Annotated in this window: 22 protein-coding genes and 1 riboswitch; of the genes, 6 read left to right on the top strand and 16 right to left on the bottom strand. The window is 73.0% G+C overall.

The genetic code is table 11. From position 1 onward, the window contains the following. Positions 1 to 142: 142 nt before the first annotated feature. The 3 genes from AB0J36_RS22015 to AB0J36_RS22025 form a co-directional block, all read right to left on the bottom strand. Positions 143 to 616 carry a PH domain-containing protein gene (locus AB0J36_RS22015; protein ID WP_357133387.1) on the bottom strand — a complete coding sequence of 158 codons (474 nt, stop codon included), beginning with the start codon at positions 614 to 616 and terminating at the stop codon, positions 143 to 145. Between the two features lie 144 nt (positions 617 to 760). Then, a complete protein-coding gene (gene hisG / locus AB0J36_RS22020) occupies positions 761 to 1,606 on the bottom strand; it encodes an ATP phosphoribosyltransferase (protein WP_357133389.1) in 846 nt (281 codons plus the stop codon). A 45-nt stretch (positions 1,607 to 1,651) separates the two neighbouring features. Further along, positions 1,652 to 1,915: a phosphoribosyl-ATP diphosphatase gene (locus AB0J36_RS22025; RefSeq protein ID WP_089016570.1), complete on the bottom strand. Its 264-nt coding sequence runs from the start codon at positions 1,913 to 1,915 to the stop codon at positions 1,652 to 1,654. A 133-nt stretch (positions 1,916 to 2,048) separates the two neighbouring features. On the opposite strand from AB0J36_RS22025, the gene AB0J36_RS22030 reads away from it, so the two are divergent. The 3 genes from AB0J36_RS22030 to AB0J36_RS22040 are packed head-to-tail and all read left to right on the top strand — an operon-like array spanning position 2,049 to position 4,524. After that, positions 2,049 to 2,909 (top strand): ABC transporter substrate-binding protein, encoded by an 861-nt coding sequence (locus AB0J36_RS22030; protein ID WP_357133391.1) that lies wholly within the window; start codon positions 2,049 to 2,051, stop codon positions 2,907 to 2,909. Further along, the gene (locus AB0J36_RS22035) at positions 2,906 to 3,778 is read left to right on the top strand and encodes an amino acid ABC transporter permease (protein ID WP_357133393.1); all 873 of its coding nucleotides are present in this window, start codon (positions 2,906 to 2,908) and stop codon (positions 3,776 to 3,778) included. The genes AB0J36_RS22030 and AB0J36_RS22035 overlap by 4 nt, the downstream gene beginning before the upstream one ends. 2 nt (positions 3,779 to 3,780) lie before the next feature. After that, the gene (locus AB0J36_RS22040) at positions 3,781 to 4,524 is read left to right on the top strand and encodes an amino acid ABC transporter ATP-binding protein (protein WP_357133395.1); all 744 of its coding nucleotides are present in this window, start codon (positions 3,781 to 3,783) and stop codon (positions 4,522 to 4,524) included. 54 nt (positions 4,525 to 4,578) lie between these two features. Here AB0J36_RS22040 and ribH read toward each other — a convergent pair whose 3' ends face one another. The 7 genes from ribH to rpe form a co-directional block, all read right to left on the bottom strand. Further along, positions 4,579 to 5,079, bottom strand: coding sequence for a 6,7-dimethyl-8-ribityllumazine synthase (gene ribH, locus AB0J36_RS22045; protein WP_355053145.1), 501 nt, complete (start codon positions 5,077 to 5,079; stop codon positions 4,579 to 4,581). Positions 5,080 to 5,081: 2 nt separating this feature from the next. After that, positions 5,082 to 6,344 (bottom strand): bifunctional 3,4-dihydroxy-2-butanone-4-phosphate synthase/GTP cyclohydrolase II, encoded by a 1,263-nt coding sequence (locus AB0J36_RS22050; RefSeq protein ID WP_357133397.1) that lies wholly within the window; start codon positions 6,342 to 6,344, stop codon positions 5,082 to 5,084. A 151-nt stretch (positions 6,345 to 6,495) separates the two neighbouring features. Next, positions 6,496 to 7,185, bottom strand: coding sequence for a nicotinamide riboside transporter PnuC (gene pnuC, locus AB0J36_RS22055; protein ID WP_357133399.1), 690 nt, complete (start codon positions 7,183 to 7,185; stop codon positions 6,496 to 6,498). After that, entirely contained in the window at positions 7,185 to 7,802 is a 618-nt protein-coding gene (locus tag AB0J36_RS22060; RefSeq protein WP_357397346.1) for a riboflavin synthase, read from the bottom strand. The genes pnuC and AB0J36_RS22060 overlap by 1 nt, the downstream gene beginning before the upstream one ends. 1 nt (position 7,803) lies before the next feature. Beyond that, positions 7,804 to 8,865: a bifunctional diaminohydroxyphosphoribosylaminopyrimidine deaminase/5-amino-6-(5-phosphoribosylamino)uracil reductase RibD gene (gene ribD / locus AB0J36_RS22065; protein WP_357397348.1), complete on the bottom strand. Its 1,062-nt coding sequence runs from the start codon at positions 8,863 to 8,865 to the stop codon at positions 7,804 to 7,806. Between the two features lie 158 nt (positions 8,866 to 9,023). Further along, a riboswitch (FMN riboswitch) is annotated at positions 9,024 to 9,194 on the bottom strand. A 78-nt stretch (positions 9,195 to 9,272) separates the two neighbouring features. Then, positions 9,273 to 10,229 carry a response regulator gene (locus AB0J36_RS22070; RefSeq protein ID WP_357133405.1) on the bottom strand — a complete coding sequence of 319 codons (957 nt, stop codon included), beginning with the start codon at positions 10,227 to 10,229 and terminating at the stop codon, positions 9,273 to 9,275. Between the two features lies 1 nt (position 10,230). Beyond that, positions 10,231 to 10,911, bottom strand: coding sequence for a ribulose-phosphate 3-epimerase (gene rpe, locus AB0J36_RS22075; RefSeq protein ID WP_357397351.1), 681 nt, complete (start codon positions 10,909 to 10,911; stop codon positions 10,231 to 10,233). Between the two features lie 254 nt (positions 10,912 to 11,165). Here rpe and AB0J36_RS22080 point away from each other — a divergent pair, with 254 nt between their 5' ends. Both AB0J36_RS22080 and AB0J36_RS22085 read left to right on the top strand, forming a co-directional pair. Further along, entirely contained in the window at positions 11,166 to 12,056 is an 891-nt protein-coding gene (locus tag AB0J36_RS22080) for a septum formation family protein (RefSeq protein ID WP_357133410.1), read from the top strand. A gap of 84 nt (positions 12,057 to 12,140) precedes the next feature. After that, positions 12,141 to 13,031, top strand: a complete 891-nt coding sequence (locus AB0J36_RS22085; protein ID WP_357133412.1) for a septum formation family protein — start codon at positions 12,141 to 12,143, stop codon at positions 13,029 to 13,031. A gap of 87 nt (positions 13,032 to 13,118) precedes the next feature. Here the strand turns inward: AB0J36_RS22085 and AB0J36_RS22090 are convergent, their stop codons facing one another. The 5 genes from AB0J36_RS22090 to AB0J36_RS22110 all read right to left on the bottom strand — a co-directional run bounded on the left by AB0J36_RS22090 (position 13,119) and on the right by AB0J36_RS22110 (position 19,852). After that, on the bottom strand, positions 13,119 to 14,555 hold the full coding sequence (locus AB0J36_RS22090) for a transcription antitermination factor NusB (RefSeq protein ID WP_357133414.1): 1,437 nt from the start codon (positions 14,553 to 14,555) through the stop codon (positions 13,119 to 13,121). Then, positions 14,552 to 15,478: a methionyl-tRNA formyltransferase gene (gene fmt / locus AB0J36_RS22095; RefSeq protein ID WP_357175969.1), complete on the bottom strand. Its 927-nt coding sequence runs from the start codon at positions 15,476 to 15,478 to the stop codon at positions 14,552 to 14,554. Before fmt ends, AB0J36_RS22090 begins: the two co-directional genes overlap by 4 nt. A gap of 5 nt (positions 15,479 to 15,483) precedes the next feature. Next, a complete protein-coding gene (def, locus tag AB0J36_RS22100; protein WP_355243190.1) occupies positions 15,484 to 16,041 on the bottom strand; it encodes a peptide deformylase in 558 nt (185 codons plus the stop codon). A gap of 45 nt (positions 16,042 to 16,086) precedes the next feature. Continuing rightward, complete coding sequence (locus AB0J36_RS22105; RefSeq protein WP_357133419.1) at positions 16,087 to 17,355, bottom strand: cytochrome P450; 1,269 nt, start codon at positions 17,353 to 17,355, stop codon at positions 16,087 to 16,089. A 79-nt stretch (positions 17,356 to 17,434) separates the two neighbouring features. Continuing rightward, positions 17,435 to 19,852, bottom strand: a complete 2,418-nt coding sequence (locus tag AB0J36_RS22110) for a tetratricopeptide repeat protein (protein WP_357397357.1) — start codon at positions 19,850 to 19,852, stop codon at positions 17,435 to 17,437. 309 nt (positions 19,853 to 20,161) lie between these two features. Between AB0J36_RS22110 and AB0J36_RS22115 the strand changes: the two genes are divergently transcribed. After that, a complete protein-coding gene (locus AB0J36_RS22115) occupies positions 20,162 to 21,442 on the top strand; it encodes a hypothetical protein (protein ID WP_357397359.1) in 1,281 nt (426 codons plus the stop codon). Positions 21,443 to 21,526: 84 nt separating this feature from the next. On the opposite strand, the gene AB0J36_RS22120 is transcribed toward AB0J36_RS22115, so the two are convergent. Beyond that, a complete protein-coding gene (locus AB0J36_RS22120) occupies positions 21,527 to 22,510 on the bottom strand; it encodes an AAA family ATPase (RefSeq protein ID WP_357133425.1) in 984 nt (327 codons plus the stop codon). Positions 22,511 to 22,609 lie beyond the last annotated feature (99 nt).

Consider the following 22,609-nt stretch of genomic DNA (forward strand, 5'->3'; position numbering starts at 1 on the left):
GGTTTGCGTCACGACACGCCGTGCCCCGTGACGCAAACCTCTTGATCACCGCGCTGAGTCAGCTTCGCGCTGGCGTGGGAGGCGTGGGGGGCGGCGGGGGGGCAGGGCGGGAGTGCCGTGGCTTGCGTGCGGGGTGGGTGGTTCAGGTGCCGACGGCTCGTTCGGCGAGGCGGGTCAGGTGGGCTTCGTGCAGCCGGCGCAGGGCGCGCACGCCGTCGACGGCCAACTCCTTGTCGGCCGCCTGGAGCGCGATCAACGGCAGCAGGTCGTCGTCGTGCAGTTCCAGGCTGGCCCAGGGCGCCCCGCGATCGAAGCGGACACCCCGGACGACCTCCCAGGGCAGCTCGTACGAGCTGATCACGTTACGCACCCGGATGCGCCGCTCGTCCGCTTCGATGCGCGGGCGGGTGAACAGCAGGAAGCCCAGTGCCCCGAAGATGCCGAGGCCGATCATGGCGATCTGGTCACCGCGCTGGAAGCTGCCGTACCCGTCGCCGGTCGGCCCGCTCAGCGAGGTGGCGACCAGGGCGAACACCACCACCAGCACGATCGCCGCGGACCAGCACACCACCCGGATGCGGCGGGGCTTGAGGCGGACCAGCTCGGTGTCACTCACTCCCCCAGTCTGCCACTCACGTCCGCCCCACCCGCGCACCACCCGCCGAGGCGCCGCCCGTGATCCACCCGAGGTCAGCGAAGTGGGGGTGACCCGCGCGAGCGGACACCCCCACTTCCGCGATCTCGGGTGGATCAATACCCGTCAGAGGCGGCAGGCGTGGATGTTGGTGACCAGGATGGCGCGGGCACCCAGGTCGTACAGCTCGTCCATGATCCGGTGCACGTCGTCGCTGAGCACCATGGCCTGCACGGCCACCCAGCCCTCGCGGTGCAACGGCGAGACCGTGGGCGACTCGATGCCGGGGGTCAACCCGCTGGCCCGGTCCAGCAGACCGGCCGGCACGTCGTAGGCGAGCATCACGTAACGCCGGGCCACCAGCACGCCGTGCAGGCGACGCAGGAGCTGCTCGGCCTGCGTGTGGGCCGGCGCGCCGGCACGTCGCACCAGCACCGCCGACGATCGCAGCAGCGGCTCGCCGAACACGACGAGGCCCGCCTGACGCAGCGTCGCTCCGGTCTCCACCACGTCCGCGATCACGTCGGCCACCCCGAGGCGTACGGCGTTCTCCACGGCGCCGTCGAGGCGGATCACCTCGGCCTTGACGCCCGCCTCATCGAGGTGCCGCTCCACCAGCCCCGGGTACGCGGTGGCGATCTTGTGCCCGCCCAACTCCTGGACGGAGTCGATGTCGTCCGGGCGGGCGGCGAACCGGAAGGTGGCCCGCCCGAAGGCGAGGTCGACGACCTCCTCGGCGGGCGCGGCCGAGTCGATCAGCAGGTCACGGCCGGTGATGCCGAGGTCGAGATCACCGGAGCCGACGTAGGTGGCGATGTCCTTGGGACGCAGGTAGAAGAATTCGACGTCGTTGGCCTCGTCCCGGCAGACGAGGTCCTTGGGATCGGTGCGCTGGCGGTAGCCCGCCTCGCGCAGCATCTGGGCGGCCGGCTCGGCCAGGGTGCCCTTGTTGGGGATGGCGACACGCAGCATGACGGAGTGCTCCTTCGATCGGGTCTGATCAACGACGGGGCGCACTCACAGATGTCGGTAGACGTCCTTGAGCTCGAGACCGCTGGCGAGCATCAGCACCTGGACCTGGTAGAGCAGTTGGGAGATCTCCTCGGCGGTGCGCTGCGGCCCCTCGTGCTCGGCGGCCATCCACGACTCAGCCGCCTCCTCGACGACCTTCTTGCCGATGAAGTGCACGCCCTTGTCCAGAGCGGCGACGGTGCCCGAGCCCGGGGTGCCGGCGGCGGCCTTGGCCTGCAGCTCGGCGAACAACTCCTCGAACGTCTTCACGGGGAACGATTCTTCCAGCCGCCGGGCCACCACCGGACGTCCGGGTCCGGCCGAACCCAGCAGGCGGACAATTCCCTATCGTCCCGGTGGGAAGATCTTCGATCGATGGCCGTGGAGCTTTACGCTGTCCGCCATGGCCAGCCGCTCACGTCTTCTCGCGCTCACCCTCGTCGGCGCCGTCGTCGGCGCCGTCACCGCCTGCGCGCCGCAGGACGAACCGACCCCCACCGTCACCGCCGCGCCGTCCTGCGTCAAGGACAGCCTGCCCACCCGTACGCCGGGCAAGCTCACCATCGCCACCGACCAGCCGGCGTACGAGCCGTGGTTCCGGCAGGACAAGCCGGAGAACGGCGAGGGCTTCGAGGCCGCCGTCGCGTACGCCGTGGCCGAGAAGCTGGGCTACGCGCGGGCGGACGTCGCCTGGACGCGGGTGAAGTTCGACACCGCGATCGCGCCCGGGGAGAAGACCTTCGACTTCGACATCAACCAGTTCTCGGTCACCGACGAGCGCAAGCAGGCGGTGGACTTCTCCGCGCCGTACTACCTGGTGCGGCAGACGGTCATCGCGCTCAAGTCGTCGAAGATCGCCGGCAAGAAGACCGTGGCCGACCTGAAGGGCGCCAAGCTCGGGGCCCAGGTAGGCACGACCAGCTACCAGGCGATCACCGACGTCATCAAGCCCACCGCGAAGCCGCAGGTCTACAACAGCAACGACGACGCCAAGAAGGCCCTGCAGAACGGGCAGATCGACGGTCTCGTGGTGGACCTGCCGACGGCCTTCTACATCACCGGCGCGGAGGTCACCGACGCGGTGATCGTCGGCCAGCTGCCACGGGTCGGCGTGCCGGAGGTGTTCGGGCTGCTGCTGGACAAGAACTCGCCGCTGACCCGCTGTGTGAGCGGAGCCGTCGGTCAGCTCAGCGAGGCCGGCACGCTCAAGGAGCTGGAGCAGAAGTGGCTCGCGCAGGTGGCGGGCGCGGCCGAGCTGACGTGACGCCGCGGGAAACCACCCCCGCCCTAGCGCCACGGGAGCACACCCCCTCGCCGGCCCAGGCGCGGCGAACGGCGTACCGGCGGCGACAGACCGTCTACAGCGTGCTGGTCGCGGCCTCCTCCACGGCGGCGCTCGGCACGTTGCTGGTCGTCGCGGTGACCGGCGCGCCGGGCTGGGACCGGGTACGGGAGTCGTTCCTGGACCCGAAGATCGCCGCCGACGCGCTGCCGACCGTGCTGGACGGGCTCTGGCTCAACGTACGGCTGCTGGTCTGCTGCGCGGCCGGCGCGCTGCTGTTGGGGCTGGTGATCGCCGTGCTGCGGACGCTGCGCGGCCCGATCTTCTTTCCGGTACGGGCGCTGGCCGCCGGCTACACGTACACGTTCCGGGGCCTACCACTGATCATCGTGCTCTACCTGCTCACCCTCGGCGTACCCGGGCTGCGGCTGCGGGGCATGCCGTCGGTGCTGGTGCTGGGCGGGCTGGCGCTGGTGCTCACCTACGGCGGCTACCTCGCCGAGGTGTTCCGGGCCGGCATCGAGTCGGTGCACCCCAGCCAACTCGCGGCGGCCCGGTCGCTGGGCCTGACCTACCGGCAGACGATGCGGCACGTGGTGCTGCCGCAGGCGGTCCGCCGGGTGGCGCCACCGCTGCTCAACGACGTGGTGGCCCTGCAGAAGGACGTCGGGCTGGTCTCGCTCGCCGGCCCGATCGACGCGGTCCGGGCCGCCCAGATCGCCACCGCCCAGACGTTCAACTACACGCCGTACATCGTGGCGGGCGTGCTGTTCGTGCTGCTCGCGATCCCGCTGATCGCGGTCACCGACTGGGTCACGCTGCGCTCGGCCCGCCGCCAGTCGGGAGGCTGACCATGACGCTGCTGCGCTGCCGGGGGCTGCGCAAGGAGTTCGCCGGCCACGTCGTGCTGGACGGGCTCGACCTGACGGTCGCCGAGCACCGGGTGGTGGCGCTGATCGGGGCGTCCGGGTCGGGCAAGTCCACGCTCCTGCGGTGCGTGAACCTCCTCGACGAGTTGGACGACGGGACGATCGAGCTGGACGGGGAGGACATCTCCGACCCTCGGGTCGACGCCGACCGGGTACGCCGGCGGATCGGCATGGTGTTCCAGGCGTACAACCTGTTTCCGCACCTGAGCGTGCTGGACAACATCACCCTCGCACCCCGGCGCGTACACCGGCGGGCCCGCGCGGAGGCCGAGGCCCAGGCCCGCGACCTGCTCGACCGGGTGGGTCTGGGCGCGAAGGCGCACGCCTTTCCGGACGCCCTCTCCGGCGGGCAGCAGCAGCGGGTGGCGATCGTCCGGGCGTTGGCGAACTCGCCCCGGCTGATGCTGCTCGACGAGGTCACCTCGGCGCTGGACCCGGAACTCGTCGGCGAGGTGCTGACGATGATCCGGGACCTGAAGGCCGACGGGATGACCATGGTGCTGGCCACCCACGAGATGGGCTTCGCCCGGGAGGTCGCCGACGAGGTGTGCTTCCTCGACGCGGGGCGCGTCGTCGAGAGCGGCCCGCCGGAGCAGGTGCTCGGCGAGCCGACGCAGCCCCGTACCCGGCAGTTTCTGCGCCGGATCATCGAGGCCGGCCGGCTCTGAGACAGGCCGGCCGCCGCCGAGAACCCGGCCGCCGCCGGAGACAGGCCGAGCGGGTCAGCCGGCGAAGCCGACCCGCTGCGCGTTGCCCGCCGCGACGGTACGCACGGCCAGCGCGGCGTCGAGCGCCGCGACGGTCGCCGCCCAGCCCTTGTCCTCCGCCGAGCCGGGCAGGCCGGCCCGGTCCCGGGCCTGCTCGATGGTCTCCACGGTGAGCACACCGTGGGCGACCGGCTTGCCCTCGTCCAGCGCCACCCGGGTCAGCCCGTCGGTGACCGATCGGCACACGTAGTCGAAGTGGGCGGTCGCGCCGCGGACGACCACGCCGAGCGCGACCACCACGTCGCAGCGGCGGGCGAGGGCCTGGGCGACGACGGGCAGCTCGACCGAGCCGGCGACGCGGGCGACCACGGATCGCGCGCCGCACGCCTCGGCGGCGGCGACCGCGCGCTCCAGCATGTGGTCGGTCAGGTCGCCGTGCCAGCGCGCGGCCACCACGCCGACGGTCAGCCCTGCGGCGTCCACCGCGTCGACTCCCGGCTCACCGAAACCCGCCATCGTCATGCTCCGATCTCGTCGTTGGCGACCGGACGCCCCAGCGGCGCCTCGGACACCTCGTCCAACTCGTCCAGCAGGTGACCCATCCGGTCCCGCTTGGTGCGCAGGTAGCGCAGGTTCTCCGGGTGCGCGCCGGCCGGCAGGCTCTCCCGGCCGGTGATGGTGAGCCCGTAACCCTCCAGCCCGGCCCGCTTGGCCGGGTTGTTGGTGAGCAGTCGCATCGAGCGCACGCCCAGGTCGTAGAGGATCTGAGCGCCGGTGCCGTAGTCGCGGGCGTCGGCCGGCAGGCCCAGGTCGAGGTTGGCGTCGACGGTGTCGCGGCCCTGGTCCTGCAACTGGTACGCCTGGAGCTTGTGCAGCAGCCCGATGCCGCGTCCTTCGTGGCCGCGCACGTAGAGCACCACGCCCCGGCCCTCACGGGCGACCCGGGCCAGCGCGGCGTCCAACTGCGGCCCGCAGTCGCAGCGCAGCGAGCCGAACACGTCCCCGGTCAGGCACTCGGAGTGCACCCGGACCAGCACGTCCTGGCCGTCGCCGAGGTCTCCGATGACCATGGCCACGTGCTCGGCCGGGTCGTGCTCGGCGCGGTAACCCAGCGCGCGGAACACCCCGTGCCGGGTGGGCATCCGAGCCTCGGCCACCTGCTCGACCTGCTTCTCGGTCCGCCGCCGGTAGGCGATCAGGTCGGCGATGGTGATCAGCACGAGGCCGTGTTCGGCGGCGAACTTCTCCAGGTCCGGCAACCGCATCATGGTGCCGTCGTCGTTGACCAGCTCGCAGAGCACGCCCGCCGGACGCAGCCCGGCGAGCCGGGTCAGGTCGATCGCCGCCTCGGTGTGGCCGGGCCGGCGCAGCACCCCGCCCTCGCGGGCGCGCAGCGGCACCACGTGCCCGGGACGCGCCAGGTCCGTCGGGTCGGTGGCCGCGTCGGCGAGCAGTCGGATGGTGTGCGCGCGGTCGGCCGCCGAGATGCCGGTGCTGACCCCCTCCCGGGCGTCGACGGTCACCGTGTACGCGGTGCCGCGCCGGTCCTGGTTGGTGTGGTGCATGGGCGGCAGGTCGAGGCGGTCGGCCTCGCTCTCGGTCAACGGCACGCAGACGTACCCCGAGGTGTAGCGCACCATGAACGCCATCAGCTCCGGCGTGGCCAGCTCGGCCGCGAAGATCAGGTCGCCCTCGTTCTCCCGGTCGGCGTCGTCGACCACGACGACCGGCCGTCCGGCCGCGATCTCGGCGATCGCCTGCTCGATGTCGGCGAAGCTCATGCCGCCACTCCGCTTCGCCGAACGGTCCGAGCCCCGGCCGGGTCGGTCTGGCCCGGCACGGCCACGCGGCCTCGGCCGGGGGTCGGACTGTGAGCAGTGGCGTCATGAGGCACCATGGCGCTTGACCTGATGATTCGCTCGCTTTGCTCGCTCATGCGACGGCCTCCGTGTAGGTGGGTGGGAGCGCGGCGGCCGGGCGGGTGGCGCGCGACGTGTGCCACCAGGCGGCGAAGCCCCAGGCGCAGAGGGCGCCGTAGATCAGGTACATGGCCGCCGACGGGTAGAACCCGCCGCGCAGCAGCAGCGGCACGCCGACGGCGTCCACCGCGATCCACACCAGCCAGAACTCGACCCAGCCGCGGGCCATGCCGTAGGTGGCGAGCAGACTGCCGGTGAGGATCCAGGCGTCCGGCAGCGGACCCCAGGAGCCCAACGCCTTGAGCAGCGGGTACGCCGCGGCGGTGCCGACGACGGCGGCCAGCAGCAGGGCGAGCCGTTCCCGCCCGGTGGCCCAGCGTGGCAGCACCGCGGCGTGCTGGGCGTCGGCCCGACGGTTGCGCTGCCAGCGCCACCAGCCGTAGACGCTCACCGCGAAGAAGAAGACCTGCCGGCCGGCCTGCCCGTACAGGTCGTGGGCCTGCGGGGTGGCGAACACGCCGCCGAGGAAGACGGTGAACAGCAGCGCGTTCCCGATCATGCCGACCGGCCAGGCCCAGACCAGCCGGCGCAGCCCGAGCAGCGCCGAGATCAGGCCGAACGCGTTGCCGACGATCTCCCGGACCAGCACCGGCGAGCCGGCCACCTGCACCTGGGCGTCGAGGAGCCAGCCGAGGGCGCCCATCAGGCCACCTCGCCGGTCTCGGCGAGCCGACTGCCCAGCAGCCGCTCGACGTACTTGGCCACCACGTCGACCTCGAGGTTGACCGGGTCACCGACGCCCTTCGCGCCGAGGGTGGTCAGCTTGAGGGTGGTCGGGATGAGCCCGACGGCGAACTCGTCGACGCCGACGGCTGCCACGGTCAGCGACACGCCGTCGATCGTGATCGAGCCCTTCTCCACCACGTACCGCGACAGGTCGGCGGGGAGCCGGAACCGCACGGTCTCCCACTGCTCGGCCGGTTCGCGCGAGATCATCTCGCCGACACCGTCGACGTGCCCCTGCACGAGGTGCCCACCGAGGCGGCTGCCCAGCGCGGCGGCCCGTTCCAGGTTGACCGGGTCGCCCGCGTGCAGCGCGCCCAGCGCGGAGCGGCGCAGGGTTTCGCCCATGACGTCGGCGGTGAAGACGCCGTCGGCCGCGTCCACGACGGTCAGGCAGACACCGTTGACGGCGATGGAATCACCGTGCCGGGCGTCGGAGGTGACGAGCGGGCCCCGCACGGCGATCAGCGCGGAATCACCCGCCGTGGCCGTGACGCGCACGATCTCGCCCAATTCCTCGACAATGCCGGTGAACATGTCAGCCCTCCCTCTTTCGGGGCAAAGCGGTGATCCGGAGATCCGGACCGACCTGCGTAACGTCGACGAGCTCCAGATCGATGGCCTCAGCGATGGTCGTCACTCCCGCGTCGACCAGGGCGGTGGGGCCGGCGCCGAGCAGCCGCGGCGCGACGTACCCGACGATCTTGTCCACCAGGCCGGCGGCCAGGAACGCGCCGGCCAGCCGGGGCCCACCCTCCAGCAGCACGGCGCGGACGCCGCGCTGGTGCAGCGCCGCGAGCAGCGCCGGCAGGTCGACCCGGCCGTCCTTGCCCGCGCCGACCTCGGCGGCGGTCGCGATCCACGTCCGCGCGGCGCCGTCGCGGACCCGGGCGTCCACCGGGGTACGTCCCGAGCTGTCCACCACGACCCGCAGCGGCTGCCGGATGGCCAGGCTGCCGTCGCGCAGGTTGCGGGCGGTCAGGCGCGGATCGTCGGCGAGCACGGTGCCCACCCCGGCGATGACCGCGTCGACAGTGCCGCGCAGCGCGTGCACGTCGATCCGGGCCGCCTCCGAGGTGATCCACATGCTGGTGCCGTCCGCGGCGGCGGACCGGCCGTCGAGGGTGGCGGCGTACTTCCAGATGACGTACGGCCAGCCCCGGCGCATCGAGGTCAGCCAGGCCACGTTGCCGGCCTCGGCCTCCTCGCCGCGTACTCCCAGGTCCACCTGGACGCCGGCGGAGCGCAACGTGGCGGCGCCGCCGGTGGCCACCGGATTCGGGTCCGGTACGGCGATGACCACCCGGCCCACGCCGGCCTGGACCAGCGCGGTGCTGCAGGGGCCGGTGCGGCCGGTGTGGTCACACGGTTCCAGAGTGACGACCGCGGTGCCGCCCTTGGCCCGCCGGCCGGCCTGGGCCAGCGCGACGATCTCGGCGTGCGGTCCGCCCGCGTACGCGTGGAAGCCCTCGCCCACGACCTGGCCGTCCGCGTCGAGCAGCACGCACCCGACCACCGGGTTGGGGCTGGTGGTGCCCAGCCCGCGCGCCGCCAGCTCGATCGCACGCCGCATCGCCTCGTCGACGGAGACGCTGGCCATCGCCCTGTCCTGCCCTCTCACTCGCCTCATCGCGCGGGCGGTCAGGGAGGCGGTATGGACCGCGGGCAGGCGGCGGCGGATTCCGGGTACGGCACAGCCGCCCCGGTTGGGCGGCACGGCACGCTGAAGCCAGCGGCCGGCTCGGACCCGTCCGTCCCGCGCGCTGTCTCCCATCCGGACTGTCTGGGCGCGGACGAGCCGCACCCAACCGTCGGCCCCGGATTTTCACCAGGTCCACCGGGCGGCAGAGCCGTCCGGGTCGCGGGCTGACCACGGTTGGACCGTGGATCACCGCCGGTTCGGAATTTCACCGAGTCCCGCCAGCGCGTGGTGGGTACTTCGCAGTCTTACACGCCGAACCCGGCGTGTCGTTATTCAGGCGAGCTACTTCACAGCGGGATCACGCGTCAGGTGACGCCGCGCCGCCGGTCCACGGCGACATACGACCCCGGTTGGCTCTTGGCGACCGTCTTCATCTCCGAGGCCACCGCGATGGCCTCGAGCGGGTCGGTGAACCGCTTGCCGGCGTCGGACAGCGAGACGCCGATCGAGAGCGTGACCAGGGCCGCCCGGCGGATGTTGCCGCGCCGGTCCTTCAGCTCGACGAAGCCGCGCTCACGGTCGGTCGCGTCGTAGAGCGTGTCGGCGGACTTCTCGAAGTCGACCACCGCCCGAGAGGTGAGCGGGCGGACCTGGTCGGGCGCGCAGACGATCACGAAGTCGTCGCCGCCGACGTGGCCGAGGAAGGCCGGCGGCAGCCCCACCGCCACCACGGCCCGGTGCAGGCTGCGGGCCAGGGCGGAGATGAAGTCGTCGCCCCGGACGAAGCCGTACCGGTCGTTGACGCTCTTGAACCGGTCGATGTCGATGTAGCCGACCGCGTAGTCCACCCCCTGCCGGACCCGGTCGCTGATCTCCCGCCGGATGCGACTGTTGCCGGGCAGTCCGGTGAGCGGGGACACCTCCCGGAACTCCTTGTTGCGCCGCAGCGTCGAGGAGACCCGGGCCACCAGCTCGGCGGTGTCGAACGGTTTGACCAGGTAGTCGTCCGCGCCCGCGCTGAGCCCGTGGACCTTGTCCACGGTCATCCCCTTGGCCGTCAGCATGATCACCGGCAGGGCGGAGGTCATCGGGTCGGCGCGCAGCCGCCGGGTCAGCTCCAGCCCGTCGATGCGGGGCATCATGAGGTCGACCACGGCGAGATCCGGCCGCTGGCGCTCGATGACCTCCAGGGCCTCCTGACCATCGCTGGCGTGGATCACCTCGAAGCCGTGCAACCGCAGGTTGAACTCGACGAACCGGGCGATGTCCTCGTCGTCGTCGACGACGAGGATGACGTCCTTGCGGTCGACCTCGGGCTCCATCTCAGGCCTCGGGCGCCGCGCGTTCCGCCAGCGCCCGCAGGTGCCGTACCGCCTCCGCCGGGTCGGCGGCGCCGTAGACGGCGGTGCCGGCCACGAACGCGTCGGCGCCGGCCGCGGCCGCCTGCTCGATGGTGTCGGCGGCGATCCCGCCGTCCACCTCGATGCGCAGCTCCAGGTGCCCGGCGTTCACGTGCCGACGGGCGGCGCGGACCTTGTCCAGCAACTGCGGGATGAACCGCTGGCCGCCGAAGCCCGCCTTGATCGTCATGATCAACAGGGTGTCGAAGCTGGGCAGCAGGTCCAGGTACGGCTCGATCGGGGTGTCCCGGTCGATGGCCAGTCCAGCCTTCGCGCCGGCCGAACGCAGGTCCTTGGCCAGGGCCACCGGGTCGTCGGCCGCCTCGACGTGGAACGTGACGTTGTACGCCCCGGCGTCGGCGTACCCCGGGGCCCACCGACGCGGGTCGGAGATCATCAGATGCACGTCGAACGGCATCGTGGTGGCGGCCCGCAGGCTCTGCACCACGGGCAGCCCGATGGTCAGGTTGGGCACGAAATGGCTGTCCATCACGTCCACGTGCAACCAGTCCGCGGCGTCCTCGACGGCACGGACCTCTTCGGCGAGGCGAGCGAAATCGGCGGCCAGGATGCTCGGCGCGACGATTGGCGGCGGTACGGTCACGGGGCCAGTGTACGAACGCGGCCACCCGCCGCCCGCAGCACGGCACCAACTCCGACACGCTGTGATCCACCAGTGACCAGTAGTGCAGAATAAACCGGTCCGGATCCTCGAATCCGGACGAACAGACATCAGTGGCTGGCCGATCGACCCAAACGCGACGACACTCCAAGCGGGACGGTGCCGTAGGCTGCACGCCCGCCGGGGTCGCGCCACGGGGCGCGGCGACCGGTCGCCAGCTCCCGGGAGGGCGGACGATGCGACGGTGGCTTGCAGCGCTGGCGCTGGTCGGCGTCACGACGATGCTGCTGTCCGGCTGCGCGCCGGCACGCGGCGCGGACGGTGATCTCACCGACGACTGGCCGGAGTTGCGGGTTCCCCGACCGTTCACCCCGGCCACCGACACCTGCCTGCCCAGGATCACCGCGGTCGTGCAGGCCAGCACGTACGAGACCGTCGACTGCGCCCGCAGCCACCTCGCCGAGGCGATCCACGTCGGCACGTTCACCGGCCCGGCCGCGCGGGCCGGCGCCCGGCCGGGCCCGGGTTCGACCGCGCTGCGCGCGGCCCGCGCCGAGTGCGACCAGCGGGCCCGGGACGTGCTCGGCGGTGACTGGCACACGGCCCGGCTCACCCTGACGCTCTCGCTGCCCACGGCGCCGGCGTGGACCGGCGGCGCACGCTGGTTCCGCTGCGATCTCAGCGAGACCGACAGCATCGACAACACCCGCCCGGTGAACCGCGTCGGCAGCCTGCGTGGCGCGCTGATCGGCGACAGCCCGCTGACCCACCGCTGTTTCGACCCCAAGCTGATCGGCGACAACCTCAACTACATGGCCCCGGTGCTCTGCACCGAGCCGCACCGCGCCGAGTTCGTCGGCGTCTACGAGGAGAAGGACCTGAGCTGGGCGGCCTTCACCCGCTCCGGCGAGCAGGCGCACCGGCGCTGCATGGCGCTGATCGCCGCGTACGTGGCCGTGCCCAACAACAGCGAACTGCCGTACCGGGCCGGGTCCATCTACTACCCACCGTCGCAACGGGAGTGGGAGGAGGGCGACCGCGGGGTGCGCTGTTTCCTGTGGAGCGACGACCGGAAACTCACCCGTTCGATGCGCGGCGCCGGCCCCGAGGGACTACCCGCGATCTGACCTACGGTGCCGTATGCTGCTGCGCCGTGGCGTTACCGGCCGGCTGGAGGTCGACCGGAGGTCACCGGCGGCGGGAGGTCGAAGATGCGACGGTGGTTGACGGCGATTGCCGGAGGCGCGGCGGTGGCCCTGGCCCTCACCGGCTGTGGCACGCCCACCGGAGTTGACCGGAACCTCACCGACGACTGGCCGGCGCCCGTGGCGGCGCAGCAGTTCGTTCCCGCGGCCGGTGTCTGCCACCACTCCTTTCAGCAGGTCGGGTTCCTCAGCGGCTACAACCCGATGGAGTGCAGCGAGGCGCACCGGGTGGAGACGATCCACGTCGGCACGCTCACCGGTCCCGGCGCGGAGCGCGGCACCACCCCACCCCCGGGCTCCGAGGGCATGCGGGCCGCACAGGCCGGCTGCGAGAAGGAGGTCACCAAGGCGGTCGGCGGCGACTGGCGCTCCGGACGCCTGGGACTGACCGTCGTGCTGCCGTCGGCGCCCGCCTGGGCCGGCGGCGCCCGCTGGTACCGCTGCGACGTCACCGAGATCGCCAGCATCGACGACACCGCCGTCGACCTGCGCACCGGCAGTCTGCGGGGCGCGCTGGCCGGCGCGGCCCCGCTGGCCTACCGCTGCTTCAACCCGAAGCTGGTCAAGGACGACATCGAGGCGATGGTGCCGGTGTCCTGCACGGCGAAGCACCACGCCGAGTTCGTCGGGATCTGGCGTGCCCCGGACATCAGCTACGCGGAGTTCAACCGCACCACCAAGCGCACCCACCGCGCGTGCCAGTCGGTCACCGCCAAGTACGCCAAGGTGCCGGACGACTCCAAGCTCGACTTCCGCGCCGGGACGATCTACTACCAGCCGTACGAGCAGGAGTGGAAGAACGGCAACCGTGGGGTGCAGTGCTTCCTGTGGATCAGCGACCGAAACCTGACCCGCTCGATGCGCAACGCCGGCAACAAGGGCCTCCCCATCACCTGACCCCCCTCTCGCTGAGCTGAAAGGAAGGGCCCCTTGTTAACGCCTGGCGTATAACAAGGGGCCCTTCCTTTCACTTAGCGGGGCGGCTCAGCCTCGGCGCAGGACGGCGAGGAACATCGCGTCGGTGCCGTGCCGGTGCGGCCACAGCTGCACGGTGGGGCCGTCACCCAGGCCGGGCATGCCGGCCGGCAGCAACGGTCGGGCGTCGACGAAGTCCACCGCCACGCCGCTGCGACGGGCCGCCTCGGTGACCGTCACGTGGGTCTCCACCGTGTGCGGCGAGCAGGTCACGTAGGCGACCAACCCGCCCGGCCGGACCGCCCGCAGCGCCGCGCCCAGCAGCTCGCGTTGCAGCCGGGTCAGCGGCGGCAGGTCCGACGGCTGCCGCCGCCAGCGCGACTCGGGACGCCGGCGCAGCGAGCCCAGCCCGGTGCACGGCGCGTCGACCAGCACCCGGTCGAAGTGGCCCTCCGGCAGCTTCGGGTCCGCGCCGACCTCACGACCGTCCATCGCGAGCACGGTCACCGGCAGGCCCCGGGTCGCCTGGGACACCAGCCGGGCCCGGTGCTCGGCCACCTCCACGGCGGTCAGGCGGGCGCCCCGCTGCGCGGCCAGCGCGCCGAGCAACCCGGCCTTTCCGCCGGGACCGGCGCACAGGTCCAACCAGCGCCCGTCCGGGCCGTCCAGCGGCGCGTCGGCGAGCGCGGCGGCCACCAGTTGGGAGCCCTCGTCCTGGACGTGGGCGCGGCCGTCGACCACCGCCGCCACGTCGCCCGGGGCGCCGCCGGGCAGATAGACGGCGTACGGGGAGAAGGCGCCGGGCGCCCCGCCGACCGCGTCGGCCAGCTCGACCGGATCGATCAACCCGGGTCGGGCGCACAGGTGCACCGGGGGACGCTCGTTGTCCTCGATCAGGAGTCGGGCCGTCTCGCCCAGGTCGCCGCCGAGCGTCTCGGAGAAGGCCCGCACGATCCACTGCGGGTGGCTGTAGGCCAGCGCCAGGTGCCCGACCGGGTCGGTCTCGATCGGCGGCGCGAGTTTGGCCACCCACCCGTCGATGTCACGGGTCGACACCTCGCGCAGCACCGCGTTGGCGAACCCGGCCGCGCCCGGCGCGACCGAGCGGACCAGGTCCACGGTCGACGACACGGCCGCGTGCGGGGGCACCCGCGTGTGCAGGAGCTGGTACGCCCCGATCCGCAGCGCGTCGCGTGCCGGCGGGTCGATCCGGGCCACGTCCCGGCCGGCCGCGTCGCTGAGGATCGCGTCCAGCGTGCCCAGGTGACGCAGCGTGCCGTAGGTCAGCTCGGTGGCGAAGGCCGCGTCGCGGCCGTACAGCCCCTCCTCGCGCAGGATGGTGGGCAGCACCAGGTTGGCGAAGGCGTCGTCGCGGTGCACGGCGGCGAGCGCCTCGTACGCCGCGCGGCGCGGCCGGTCCAGCGGCGGTCGCGCCGGCCGGCGGTCGCCACCGCGGCCGGTCGACGGACCGCCCCGGTATGGACGCGTCCCCTCCGGGGCCGTCACGCGAGTCCCTCGCCGGCGCTGACGCGGACGCCGCGCGCCCAGTCGGTGGCCGCCATGGCCCGCTTGCCCGCGGCGCGGACCTCGCCGAGGCGCACCGGCCCGGTGGCCGTGCCGGCCAGCACGCGGGTCTTCTCCACCAGCAACTCCCCCGGTTTCAGGTCCGGGCCGTCGGCCACCGTCACGACCGGGCCGAGCTTCACCCGCTCGTCGCGGAAGGTCGTCCACGCGCCGGGCGCCGGCGTGCAGGCGCGGATGCGTCGGTCCACCGCGAAGGCCGGGTCGCCCCAGCGGACCCGGGCGTCCTCCACGGTCAGCTTCGGCGCGAGGGACACCCCGTCGGCCGGCTGCGGCTCGGCGCGGGCGGTGCCGTCGGCGATCGCGTCGAGCACCGCCACGAGCAGCCCCGCGCCACTGTCGGCGAGGCGTTCCAGCAGGTCGCCGGAGGTGTCGCCGGGACGGATCTCGTCGGTCAGGGTGCCGTAGACGGGCCCGGTGTCCAGGCCCTGCTCCAGTTCGAAGACGCTGGCCCCGGTCAGCTCGTCGCCGTGCAGCACCGCGTGCTGCACCGGCGCGGCCCCCCGCCAGGCCGGCAGCAGCGAGAAGTGCAGGTTGATCCAACCGTGGCGGGGGATCTCCAGCGCGGACGGCGGCACCAGCGCGCCGTAGGCCACCACCGGCACACAGTCCGGGGAGAGCGCGCGCAGCCGGTCGAGGAACTCCGGGTCGCGGGGTCGGGCCGGCGTGAGCACCTCCACGCCGTGCTCGTCGGCCCAGACGCCGACCGGGGAGCGGGACAGGCCCCTCCCCCGTCCGGCGGGCGCGTCGGGTCGGGTGACGACGGCGACCAGTTCGTGCTGGGAGGCCGCGACGGCGGCCAGGGCCGGTACGGCCACCGCCGGAGTGCCGGCGAAGATCACGCGCATCCGGGTCACCGACCCAGACCGAAGGGGTCGCTGATGTGCGGGCTCAGCTTGACCGTGGGCGGGGCCGAACCGTCGTACCACTCGGCCTGGCGGATCGCCTTCATGGCCTCCTTGCGCCCCTGCGCGTCCAGTCGGTCCAGGAAGAGCACCCCGTCGAGGTGGTCGGTCTCGTGCTGCACGCAGCGCGCCATCAGGCCGCTGCCGACGATCTGCATCGGGTCGCCGAACGAGCTGAAGCCCTTGGCGACGACGTTCTGCCGACGCTTGGTGTCGAAGTAGAGCCCGGGGATCGACAGGCAGCCCTCCGGGCCGTCCTGCTCCTCCTCGTCGGGGAACTCCAGCACCGGGTTGATCAGGTGCCCGAGCACGTCGTCGACGTCGAAGGTGAACACCCGCAGGCTCACGCCGAGCTGCGGCGCGGCCAGACCGGCGCCGTTCTGCTCCCGCATCGTGTCGGTGAGGTCGGCGACGAGCCGACGTAGCTCGGCGTCGAAGTTGACCACCGGATCGGCCGGCGTGCGCAGCACCGGATCCCCAAAAAGACGGATGGGCTGGACGGTCACGCGGGACGGCTCCTTCGTCGGACGGGCGAGCGGTGCCGTACCAGTCTACGGAGTGCCCGGCAGCGCTCCGGCCGGCGTACCTCGATCGGCCGGGGCCGGTGTGCCCAGCGTCACCAGCAGGCTCTCGTAGCCGCGCAGGGTCAGCCGGGTCCGGTGCCGGGGCGGCTCGGCCAGTGCCAGCTCGGGCAACCGGCGCAGCAGCAGCGGGAACGCCAGCTGCGCCTCCAGCCGGGCAAGGCCGGCGCCGAGGCAGTAGTGCGGACCGGCACCGAAGGACAGCGGGTGCGCCTGCTCACGCGTGGGGTCGAAACGCTCCGGGTCGGTGAAGCGGCGGGGGTCGCGGTTGGCCGCGCCGAGCAGCAGCAGCGCCGTGCTGCCGGCCGGCAGGTCGAGCCCGCCGCAGCGCACCGGCGCCGCGCTGGTCCGGGTGGTCAGCTGCACCGGGGAGTCGTAGCGCAACAGCTCCTCGACGTACGCCGGGACGAGCCCGGGGTCGGCGCGCAGCGCGTCGGCGTCGTCGGGGTGGCGCAGCAGCACGACGAGGCCGTTGCCGAGCAGATTGGTGGTGGTCTCGAAGCCGGCCACCAGCAGCACCACCAGGTTGGCCAGCAGTTCGTCGCCGGTGAGCCGCTCGCCGTCGGCGTCGTGGACCTGGACCAGCGCGGTGGTCAGGTCATCGGCCGGTTCCCGGCGCCGGGCGACGATCAGCTCGACGAAGTAGTCGCGCAGCTCGGCTGCGCCCGCGTCGGCGACTGCCAGCTCCTCGGTGGTGATCTCCGGCTCCAGCACCCCGGTCATGTCGCCGGCCCAGCGGCGGAACAGCGGTCGGTCCTGCGCCGGCACGCCGAGCAGCGCGCAGATCACCCCGACCGGGAGCGGGTACGCGAAGTCGGCGAGCACGTCGACCGGCCGGCCGTCCTCGGCGCGCTCGATCATCGCGTCGAGCAACTCCTCGGCCTGCGCCCGCACCACGTCACGCATCCCGGCGATCCGGCGCGGACTGAACACCCCGGCGGCGAGCCGACGCATCCGGCTGTGGTCGGGCGGGTTGGTCCGCAGCATGGACCGGGCGATCGACTTCATCGCCGGGCTCTGCCGCCAGTTCGGCCACACCTGGTCCCGCAGCGCGTCGTCGAGCACCACGAGCCGGGGGTCGCGCAGCAGCTCGTCGACCTCCGGGTAGCCGGTCACCACGTACAGGCCGGGCAACGCCTCGACCACCGGCCCGTGCGAGCGCAGCCGCTCGTACGTCGGGTACGGATCGACGCGTCCCTGCGGCGACATGAGCAGTGTGAGCGCCTCGGCAGCCTCCATGGTCGGCCTCCCCGTCGATGCGTGGAAGGCTCCATCATCCCGGTGCCGCCGCCGGAAGGCATCCCCTGCCCGGCGCTCGTCAGCCCCCGGCGGTCGCCGCCGCGGCCAGCAGGGCACGGACCCGCTCGGCGTCGGGATGGCCGAGGTCGTCGAGGATGCGCAGGGCACGCCGCCAGGTCCGCACCGCGCCGACGGTGTCCCCCGCCGCCTGGCGGCTCTCGCCGAGCCGGGACAGGGTGTCCGCCTCGTCGTACCGGTCGCTGATCCGCCGGTAGAGCCGGAGCGCCCGCCCGTAACAGCGGATCGCCTCGGCGTGGTCGCCCAGGCGGGCGTGGATGAAGCCGAGGCTGTCCCAGGTGTTCGCCTCACCGTGCCGGTCGCCGGTGCGGCGCAGCAACGTCAGCGCCTGACCGCAGTGCGTGAGCGCCGGGGCGTACTGCCCGAGCTGGGCGTGCGCCCAGCCGACCGCGTTGCGGGCGCTCGCCTCCCCGGCGAGGTGGCCGGCGTCGCGGTACAGCGCCAGCGCCCGCTGCCCGTGCTCCAGCGCCTCGGCGTGCCGGCCGAGGCCGTCGAGCATCGCGCCGAACGCCCGGTGGGTACGCGCCTGCCCGGTGTGGTCACCCAACGCCCCGAAGATCGCCAGGGCGTGCCGGTAGTTGGTCGCCGCCTCGTCCACCCGACCCAGCCGGGAGAGCACCCGGGCGAGGTCCCGGTGGGCGTTCGCCTGCCCGAGTCGGTCGCCCGCCCGGCGGGCCCCGGCCAGGGCGGTCCGCTGGGCGGCGGCGAGGTCCGGCCACCGCCCCCGGCGTTGCAGGAAGTCCACCAGCGTCCACGCCAGCTGCCAGGCGTGGCTGTCGAACCCGACGCGCCGGGCGTGCGCGACGGCCGCCAGGAGCACCGGGTACTCGGTGGTGAACCAGGCGAGCGCCCGCCCGTGGTCGATGATCTCCTCGGGCCGCACACCGGGGGCGACCGGGGCCAGGGTGACCGGATCCCGGCCCGGTTGCAGCAGCAGCGCGGCCGCGTGGGCGGTGTGCAGGTAGTGGTCCAGTCCACGCCGGATCGCGGCCCGTCGGGCGCCGGCCGGTTCGAACCGCTCGGCCTGCTGGACGGCGTACGCCCGGAGCAGGTCGTGCGCGCCGAACCGACCGGGGGCGTGCTCGGTGACGAGGTGCGCGTGGGCCAGCTCCGCCAGCAGTCGGGGCGCCTGCTCGCGGGGCACCCCGACCAGGCTGGCCGCCGCCGCCACGCCGATGTCCGGGCCCGGGTGGCAGCCGAACAGCCGGAACAGCCGCGCGGCCGGGGGCGTCAGGCTCCGGTAGGACCAGGAGAACACGGCCTGCACGTCGGTGCCGGCGTCACCGGCGTCGAACGATTCCAACGGGTGGGGCGCCTCGCGCAGCTCGGCCGCGAGGCTGGCCAGGGGGAAATCGGGATTTGCCGCGCCCCGCGCGGCGAGTACCGCCAGCGCCAGCGGCAACCGCGCGCACCGCTCGATGATCTCGTCCACCGCCCCTGGCTCGAGGGTCAGCCGGTCCGCGCCGAGCCGGCGGGCCAGCAGCTGCCACGCCTCGGCGGCGCTGAGCAGCTCCACGCCCACCGGCCGGGCGCCCTCGGCGGCGACCAGACCGGCCAGGCGGTTGCGGCTGGTGACCAGGACCAGGCAGGTCGGGCTGCCGGCCAGCAGCGGCCGGACCTGCTCGGCGTCGCGGGCGTTGTCCAGCAGCACCAGCATCCGACGGCCGGCGAGCAGGCTGCGGTACAGGCCCACCTGCGCGCTCAGGTGGGTGGGGATCCGTTCGGGCGGCACCGCGAGGGCCTCGAGGAACCCCCGGACCGCCTCGACGGGCGTCACCACCGTGCCGGTGGCGTCGAATCCTCGCAGGTCGACGTAGAGCTGACCGTCCGGGAAGCGGTCGGCGACCCGATGCGCCCAGTGCACCGCCAGGGTGGTCTTGCCGACCCCGGCCGTACCGGACAGGGTCACCACCCCGGCGGGCGGGACGCCGCCGTCGTCGGCGGCGTCCGGGCTGGCCCAGGCGGTGTCGAGCTGCGCGAGCTGGGCGGTACGTCCGACGAATCCGGGCAGCGCCGGGGGCAGTTGACGGGGTACGGGGAGGCGGTTCGACGTCGCGGCGACCCGTGCGCCGCCGCCCTGGGGGCGCGCCGCCCCGGCGCCCGCCCGTACGTCGGTCGCGTGGTCGCCGGTCGGGCGTCGGCGTCGCTCCTCGATCCGGTCCCGCGCGGTGGCCAGCACACCCTGCTCGGTGGGGCTCGCGCCGAGCAATCGGATGAGCGCGTCGAACCGCTCCGGCGGGGGCAGGACGTTACCGGCGAAGTACTCCCCGATGATGCCGCGTGACCAGCCGGTCTTCGCCGCCAACTGCCGGTATGTCAGCCGGGTCTCGCCCTGCTGCCGTGCTTCGCGGCGGCGAAGTTGGCGCAGCAGACCGGCCAGATCCGGCAGGATCTGCGCCGCGACGGCACGGCGTGCCACGTCGCACCCCCCGGGCGACTCCTGGGCCCCGGCACGAACGCCGGGCGGAATCCACTGGTCGGACATGCGGCCCCCACCCCCTCCCGGTCACCCGGCGCCCCGGATGCCGACACGGGCAGGCTAGACGCGGCTACCAGCGGTGAGATAGGAGATCGCCGATGTCTGACAGTTCACATCGGACCTTTCGCCGTCCGATGGTGTCCGACCGTGTCCAATCCCGTCCAGGATCGCCGTCCGGATCGGACGTCGCGTGCCACCGTCCCTGGTGCGGGCCCGGCCCGCGCCACGAACCCTGGGGAAGGGGTACAGATGATCCGTCCACACCCGAACGCCCGACGGTCCGCGTCGATGCTGCGTCGCATCGCCGTGGCTGCCTGCGGCCTCACGCTGCTCGTCACGGGCGTGACCGCCACGTCGGCCACCGCCGCGCCGAAGGGCAAGGCCACCACCACCGGATCGTTCGTCGACAGCACCGCGGTGCCGGGCGGCTTCGCCTCCTGGTCGGAGCTGCTCCAGTTGCAGCAGCGGATGAACACCGCCGCTGCCCAAATCACCAACGCCGCGCAGCGCAGCGCGAACTCCGGCTTCGCCGGCATCGTCGCCGATCCCGCCACCCGTCATCTCCAGGTCTACTGGAAGGGCGAGCCGCCGGCCCGACTGGTGGCCAACGCCCGGGCCACCGTCGCGACGACGGTGCTGCCCGCCGCGTACTCGCAGCGGGAGCTGATGGTCGCGGCCGACAAGCTGCGCGCCACGGCCGGCGACAAGATCACGACGGTGGGGCCGCGCGCCGACGGCGCCGGCCTGCTCGTCGGTACGCAGAGTGGGCTGCTCGGGGCGACGGCTCTCGCCGGCGTTCCGGTGACCGTCCAGACCGGCGTCGCCGCCGCTCCCGCCACCCGGTGGGACGACAGCCCGCCCTGGTGGGGTGGCGCCGCGTGGCGCAACACCTCCACCGGTGGCGGCTGCTCGACCGGCTTCGGCGTCTACCAGGGCGGGGTGTCGCGGGTACTCTCCGCCGCGCACTGCGCCAACCTCAACGTCTTGGCGGCCGACCCGACCGGGCAGACCATCGGCACCGTCATCAGCCGCAACGTCAGCAGCGACAGCCTGCTCATCGCGGGCAGCGGCGGCGGCCGGGTCTTCAACAACAGCACGGACGCGAACGGCGCGGTGGTCAGCGAGTTCAGCAACCAGGTGATCGGCGCGCAGGCCAGCCAGGTCGGCAACTGGGTGTGCAGCTCCGGCGCGTACTCCGGCACCCGGTGCTCGATCCAGGTGAAGGCCCGCAACCTGTGCATCAACGTGCGCAACTTCGGTACGGTCTGCGGTCAGGTGCAGGCCGAGAACACCGCCCACACCAACGCCGTCGGCCAGGGTGACAGCGGCGGCCCCGTGGAGATCGTGAACGCGGCGAACACCCTCCAGGTCTGGGCGACCGGCACCAACACCGCCATCGACGACACCAACACGACGACGGCGTGCACCGGCTACGTGACCGCCGGGCGGGTGTGCGCCTGGCGGTTCTACTACGAGGACATCTTCTCCGGCATGGCCGGCGTGGGCGCCTCCGGAGTCGTCCTGGGCTGACGCCTCCGCACGACCATCGTCCAACCCGACACCCGGGCCGGCGCGCGCCCCGCGCGCCGGTCCGGCGTCGCGCTCAGGCTGCGCCTAGGCGCCGACGCCCGTGTCCGCGGCGAGCACGGCGTCGCCGCGGAGCAGCGCCGGCTCCGGCAACGGCAGGTGGATCTTGTGGGCGGCCTCCCAGTCGTAGACCAGGCCCGGCCGCACCTGAGCGGCGAAGTAGTCCACGGCGCTCATCCCGCCGACCACCGGCTCGTCGACCTCGGCGACGAGCTGCGCCGGCACCAGGGAGAAGCCGTTCTGCAGGGCGGCGCTGAGCCGCCGGTGACCGTCGACGACGAAGAAGTACTCCCCCGTGAAGCCGATCTTGAGCGGCTCCAACGACTCGTCGCCGGCCTCGGCCACGTCGCCGACGAACTCGCTGTCCCAGAGGCCACGCAGGGTGGCGATGTCCTCGGTCGGGTAGACCCGCGCCGGATCCAGCAGCAGCAGCGGCGGGCCGTCGCGCAGCACCTCGGCGCCGAGCGTGCCCTCGTACGCGGCGACGATGTGCTCGACCACCTCGGCGGCGGAGGCCCGGGTGGTGTCACAGATCAGGTCGTAGTTGCGCAACCGCGCCTTGTCCACCCCGTAGCGGAGGATGAACCGGCTGCGCTCGCTGGCGCTGCGCTCGCGGAGCTTGGCCTTGGCCTCCTCGTGCGAGGCGTAGCTCTCCGCCGGGCCGGACGGGCGGGCCAGCACCCGGCGGGCCGCCTCACCCGGCTCGGTGATCATGTGCACCTTGAGCGCGTCGGTGAAGAAGTGCCAGGCCAGCCGCGAATCCATGATCAGGTGTTCGCCGGAGGCGGCGATGTCGCGCTGGAGCTGGTCGACGTACCCGTCGACGGCCTGGTCCAGCTCGGCGTGCAGGTTGAGTTGCAGGGCGGTCATCTGCCGCTGCTGCGCCATCTCCCGATAGAGATCACCCACGCTGACCCGGCGCATACCGAGCCGCTTGGCGATCTCCACCGACACCGTGCTCTTGCCGCTGCCGAGGTCGCCGTTGAAGACGATCGATTGTCGAACGGTCACGACTGGTCCACCCCTGATAACCGGCTTCCTGACATCATCGACAGCCCGAGCATGACGGGCGATGCTACCACCTCGTCACCAGCGTTCCGCCGGACGCGG

It is taken from the genome of Micromonospora sp. NPDC049662 (assembly GCF_040675055.1).
Classification (GTDB): Bacteria; Actinomycetota; Actinomycetes; order Mycobacteriales; family Micromonosporaceae; genus Micromonospora.

Bases quoted from the DNA above. Each gene is read 5' to 3' on its own strand.
- AB0J36_RS22115 (WP_357397359.1), top strand. From the start codon at position 20,162: ATGATCCGTCCACACCCGAACGCCCGACGGTCCGCGTCGATGCTGCGT.
- ribH (WP_355053145.1), bottom strand. From the start codon at position 5,079: ATGGCGGGTTTCGGTGAGCCGGGAGTCGACGCGGTGGACGCCGCAGGG.
- AB0J36_RS22060 (WP_357397346.1), bottom strand. From the start codon at position 7,802: ATGTTCACCGGCATTGTCGAGGAATTGGGCGAGATCGTGCGCGTCACG.
- AB0J36_RS22105 (WP_357133419.1), bottom strand. From the start codon at position 17,355: ATGGAGGCTGCCGAGGCGCTCACACTGCTCATGTCGCCGCAGGGACGC.
- pnuC (WP_357133399.1), bottom strand. From the start codon at position 7,185: ATGGGCGCCCTCGGCTGGCTCCTCGACGCCCAGGTGCAGGTGGCCGGC.
- ribD (WP_357397348.1), bottom strand. From the start codon at position 8,865: ATGGCCAGCGTCTCCGTCGACGAGGCGATGCGGCGTGCGATCGAGCTG.
- AB0J36_RS22030 (WP_357133391.1), top strand. From the start codon at position 2,049: ATGGCCAGCCGCTCACGTCTTCTCGCGCTCACCCTCGTCGGCGCCGTC.
- fmt (WP_357175969.1), bottom strand. From the start codon at position 15,478: ATGCGCGTGATCTTCGCCGGCACTCCGGCGGTGGCCGTACCGGCCCTG.
- AB0J36_RS22080 (WP_357133410.1), top strand. From the start codon at position 11,166: ATGCGACGGTGGCTTGCAGCGCTGGCGCTGGTCGGCGTCACGACGATG.
- AB0J36_RS22050 (WP_357133397.1), bottom strand. From the start codon at position 6,344: ATGAGCTTCGCCGACATCGAGCAGGCGATCGCCGAGATCGCGGCCGGA.
- AB0J36_RS22070 (WP_357133405.1), bottom strand. From the start codon at position 10,229: ATGGAGCCCGAGGTCGACCGCAAGGACGTCATCCTCGTCGTCGACGAC.
- hisG (WP_357133389.1), bottom strand. From the start codon at position 1,606: ATGCTGCGTGTCGCCATCCCCAACAAGGGCACCCTGGCCGAGCCGGCC.
- AB0J36_RS22085 (WP_357133412.1), top strand. From the start codon at position 12,141: ATGCGACGGTGGTTGACGGCGATTGCCGGAGGCGCGGCGGTGGCCCTG.
- AB0J36_RS22040 (WP_357133395.1), top strand. From the start codon at position 3,781: ATGACGCTGCTGCGCTGCCGGGGGCTGCGCAAGGAGTTCGCCGGCCAC.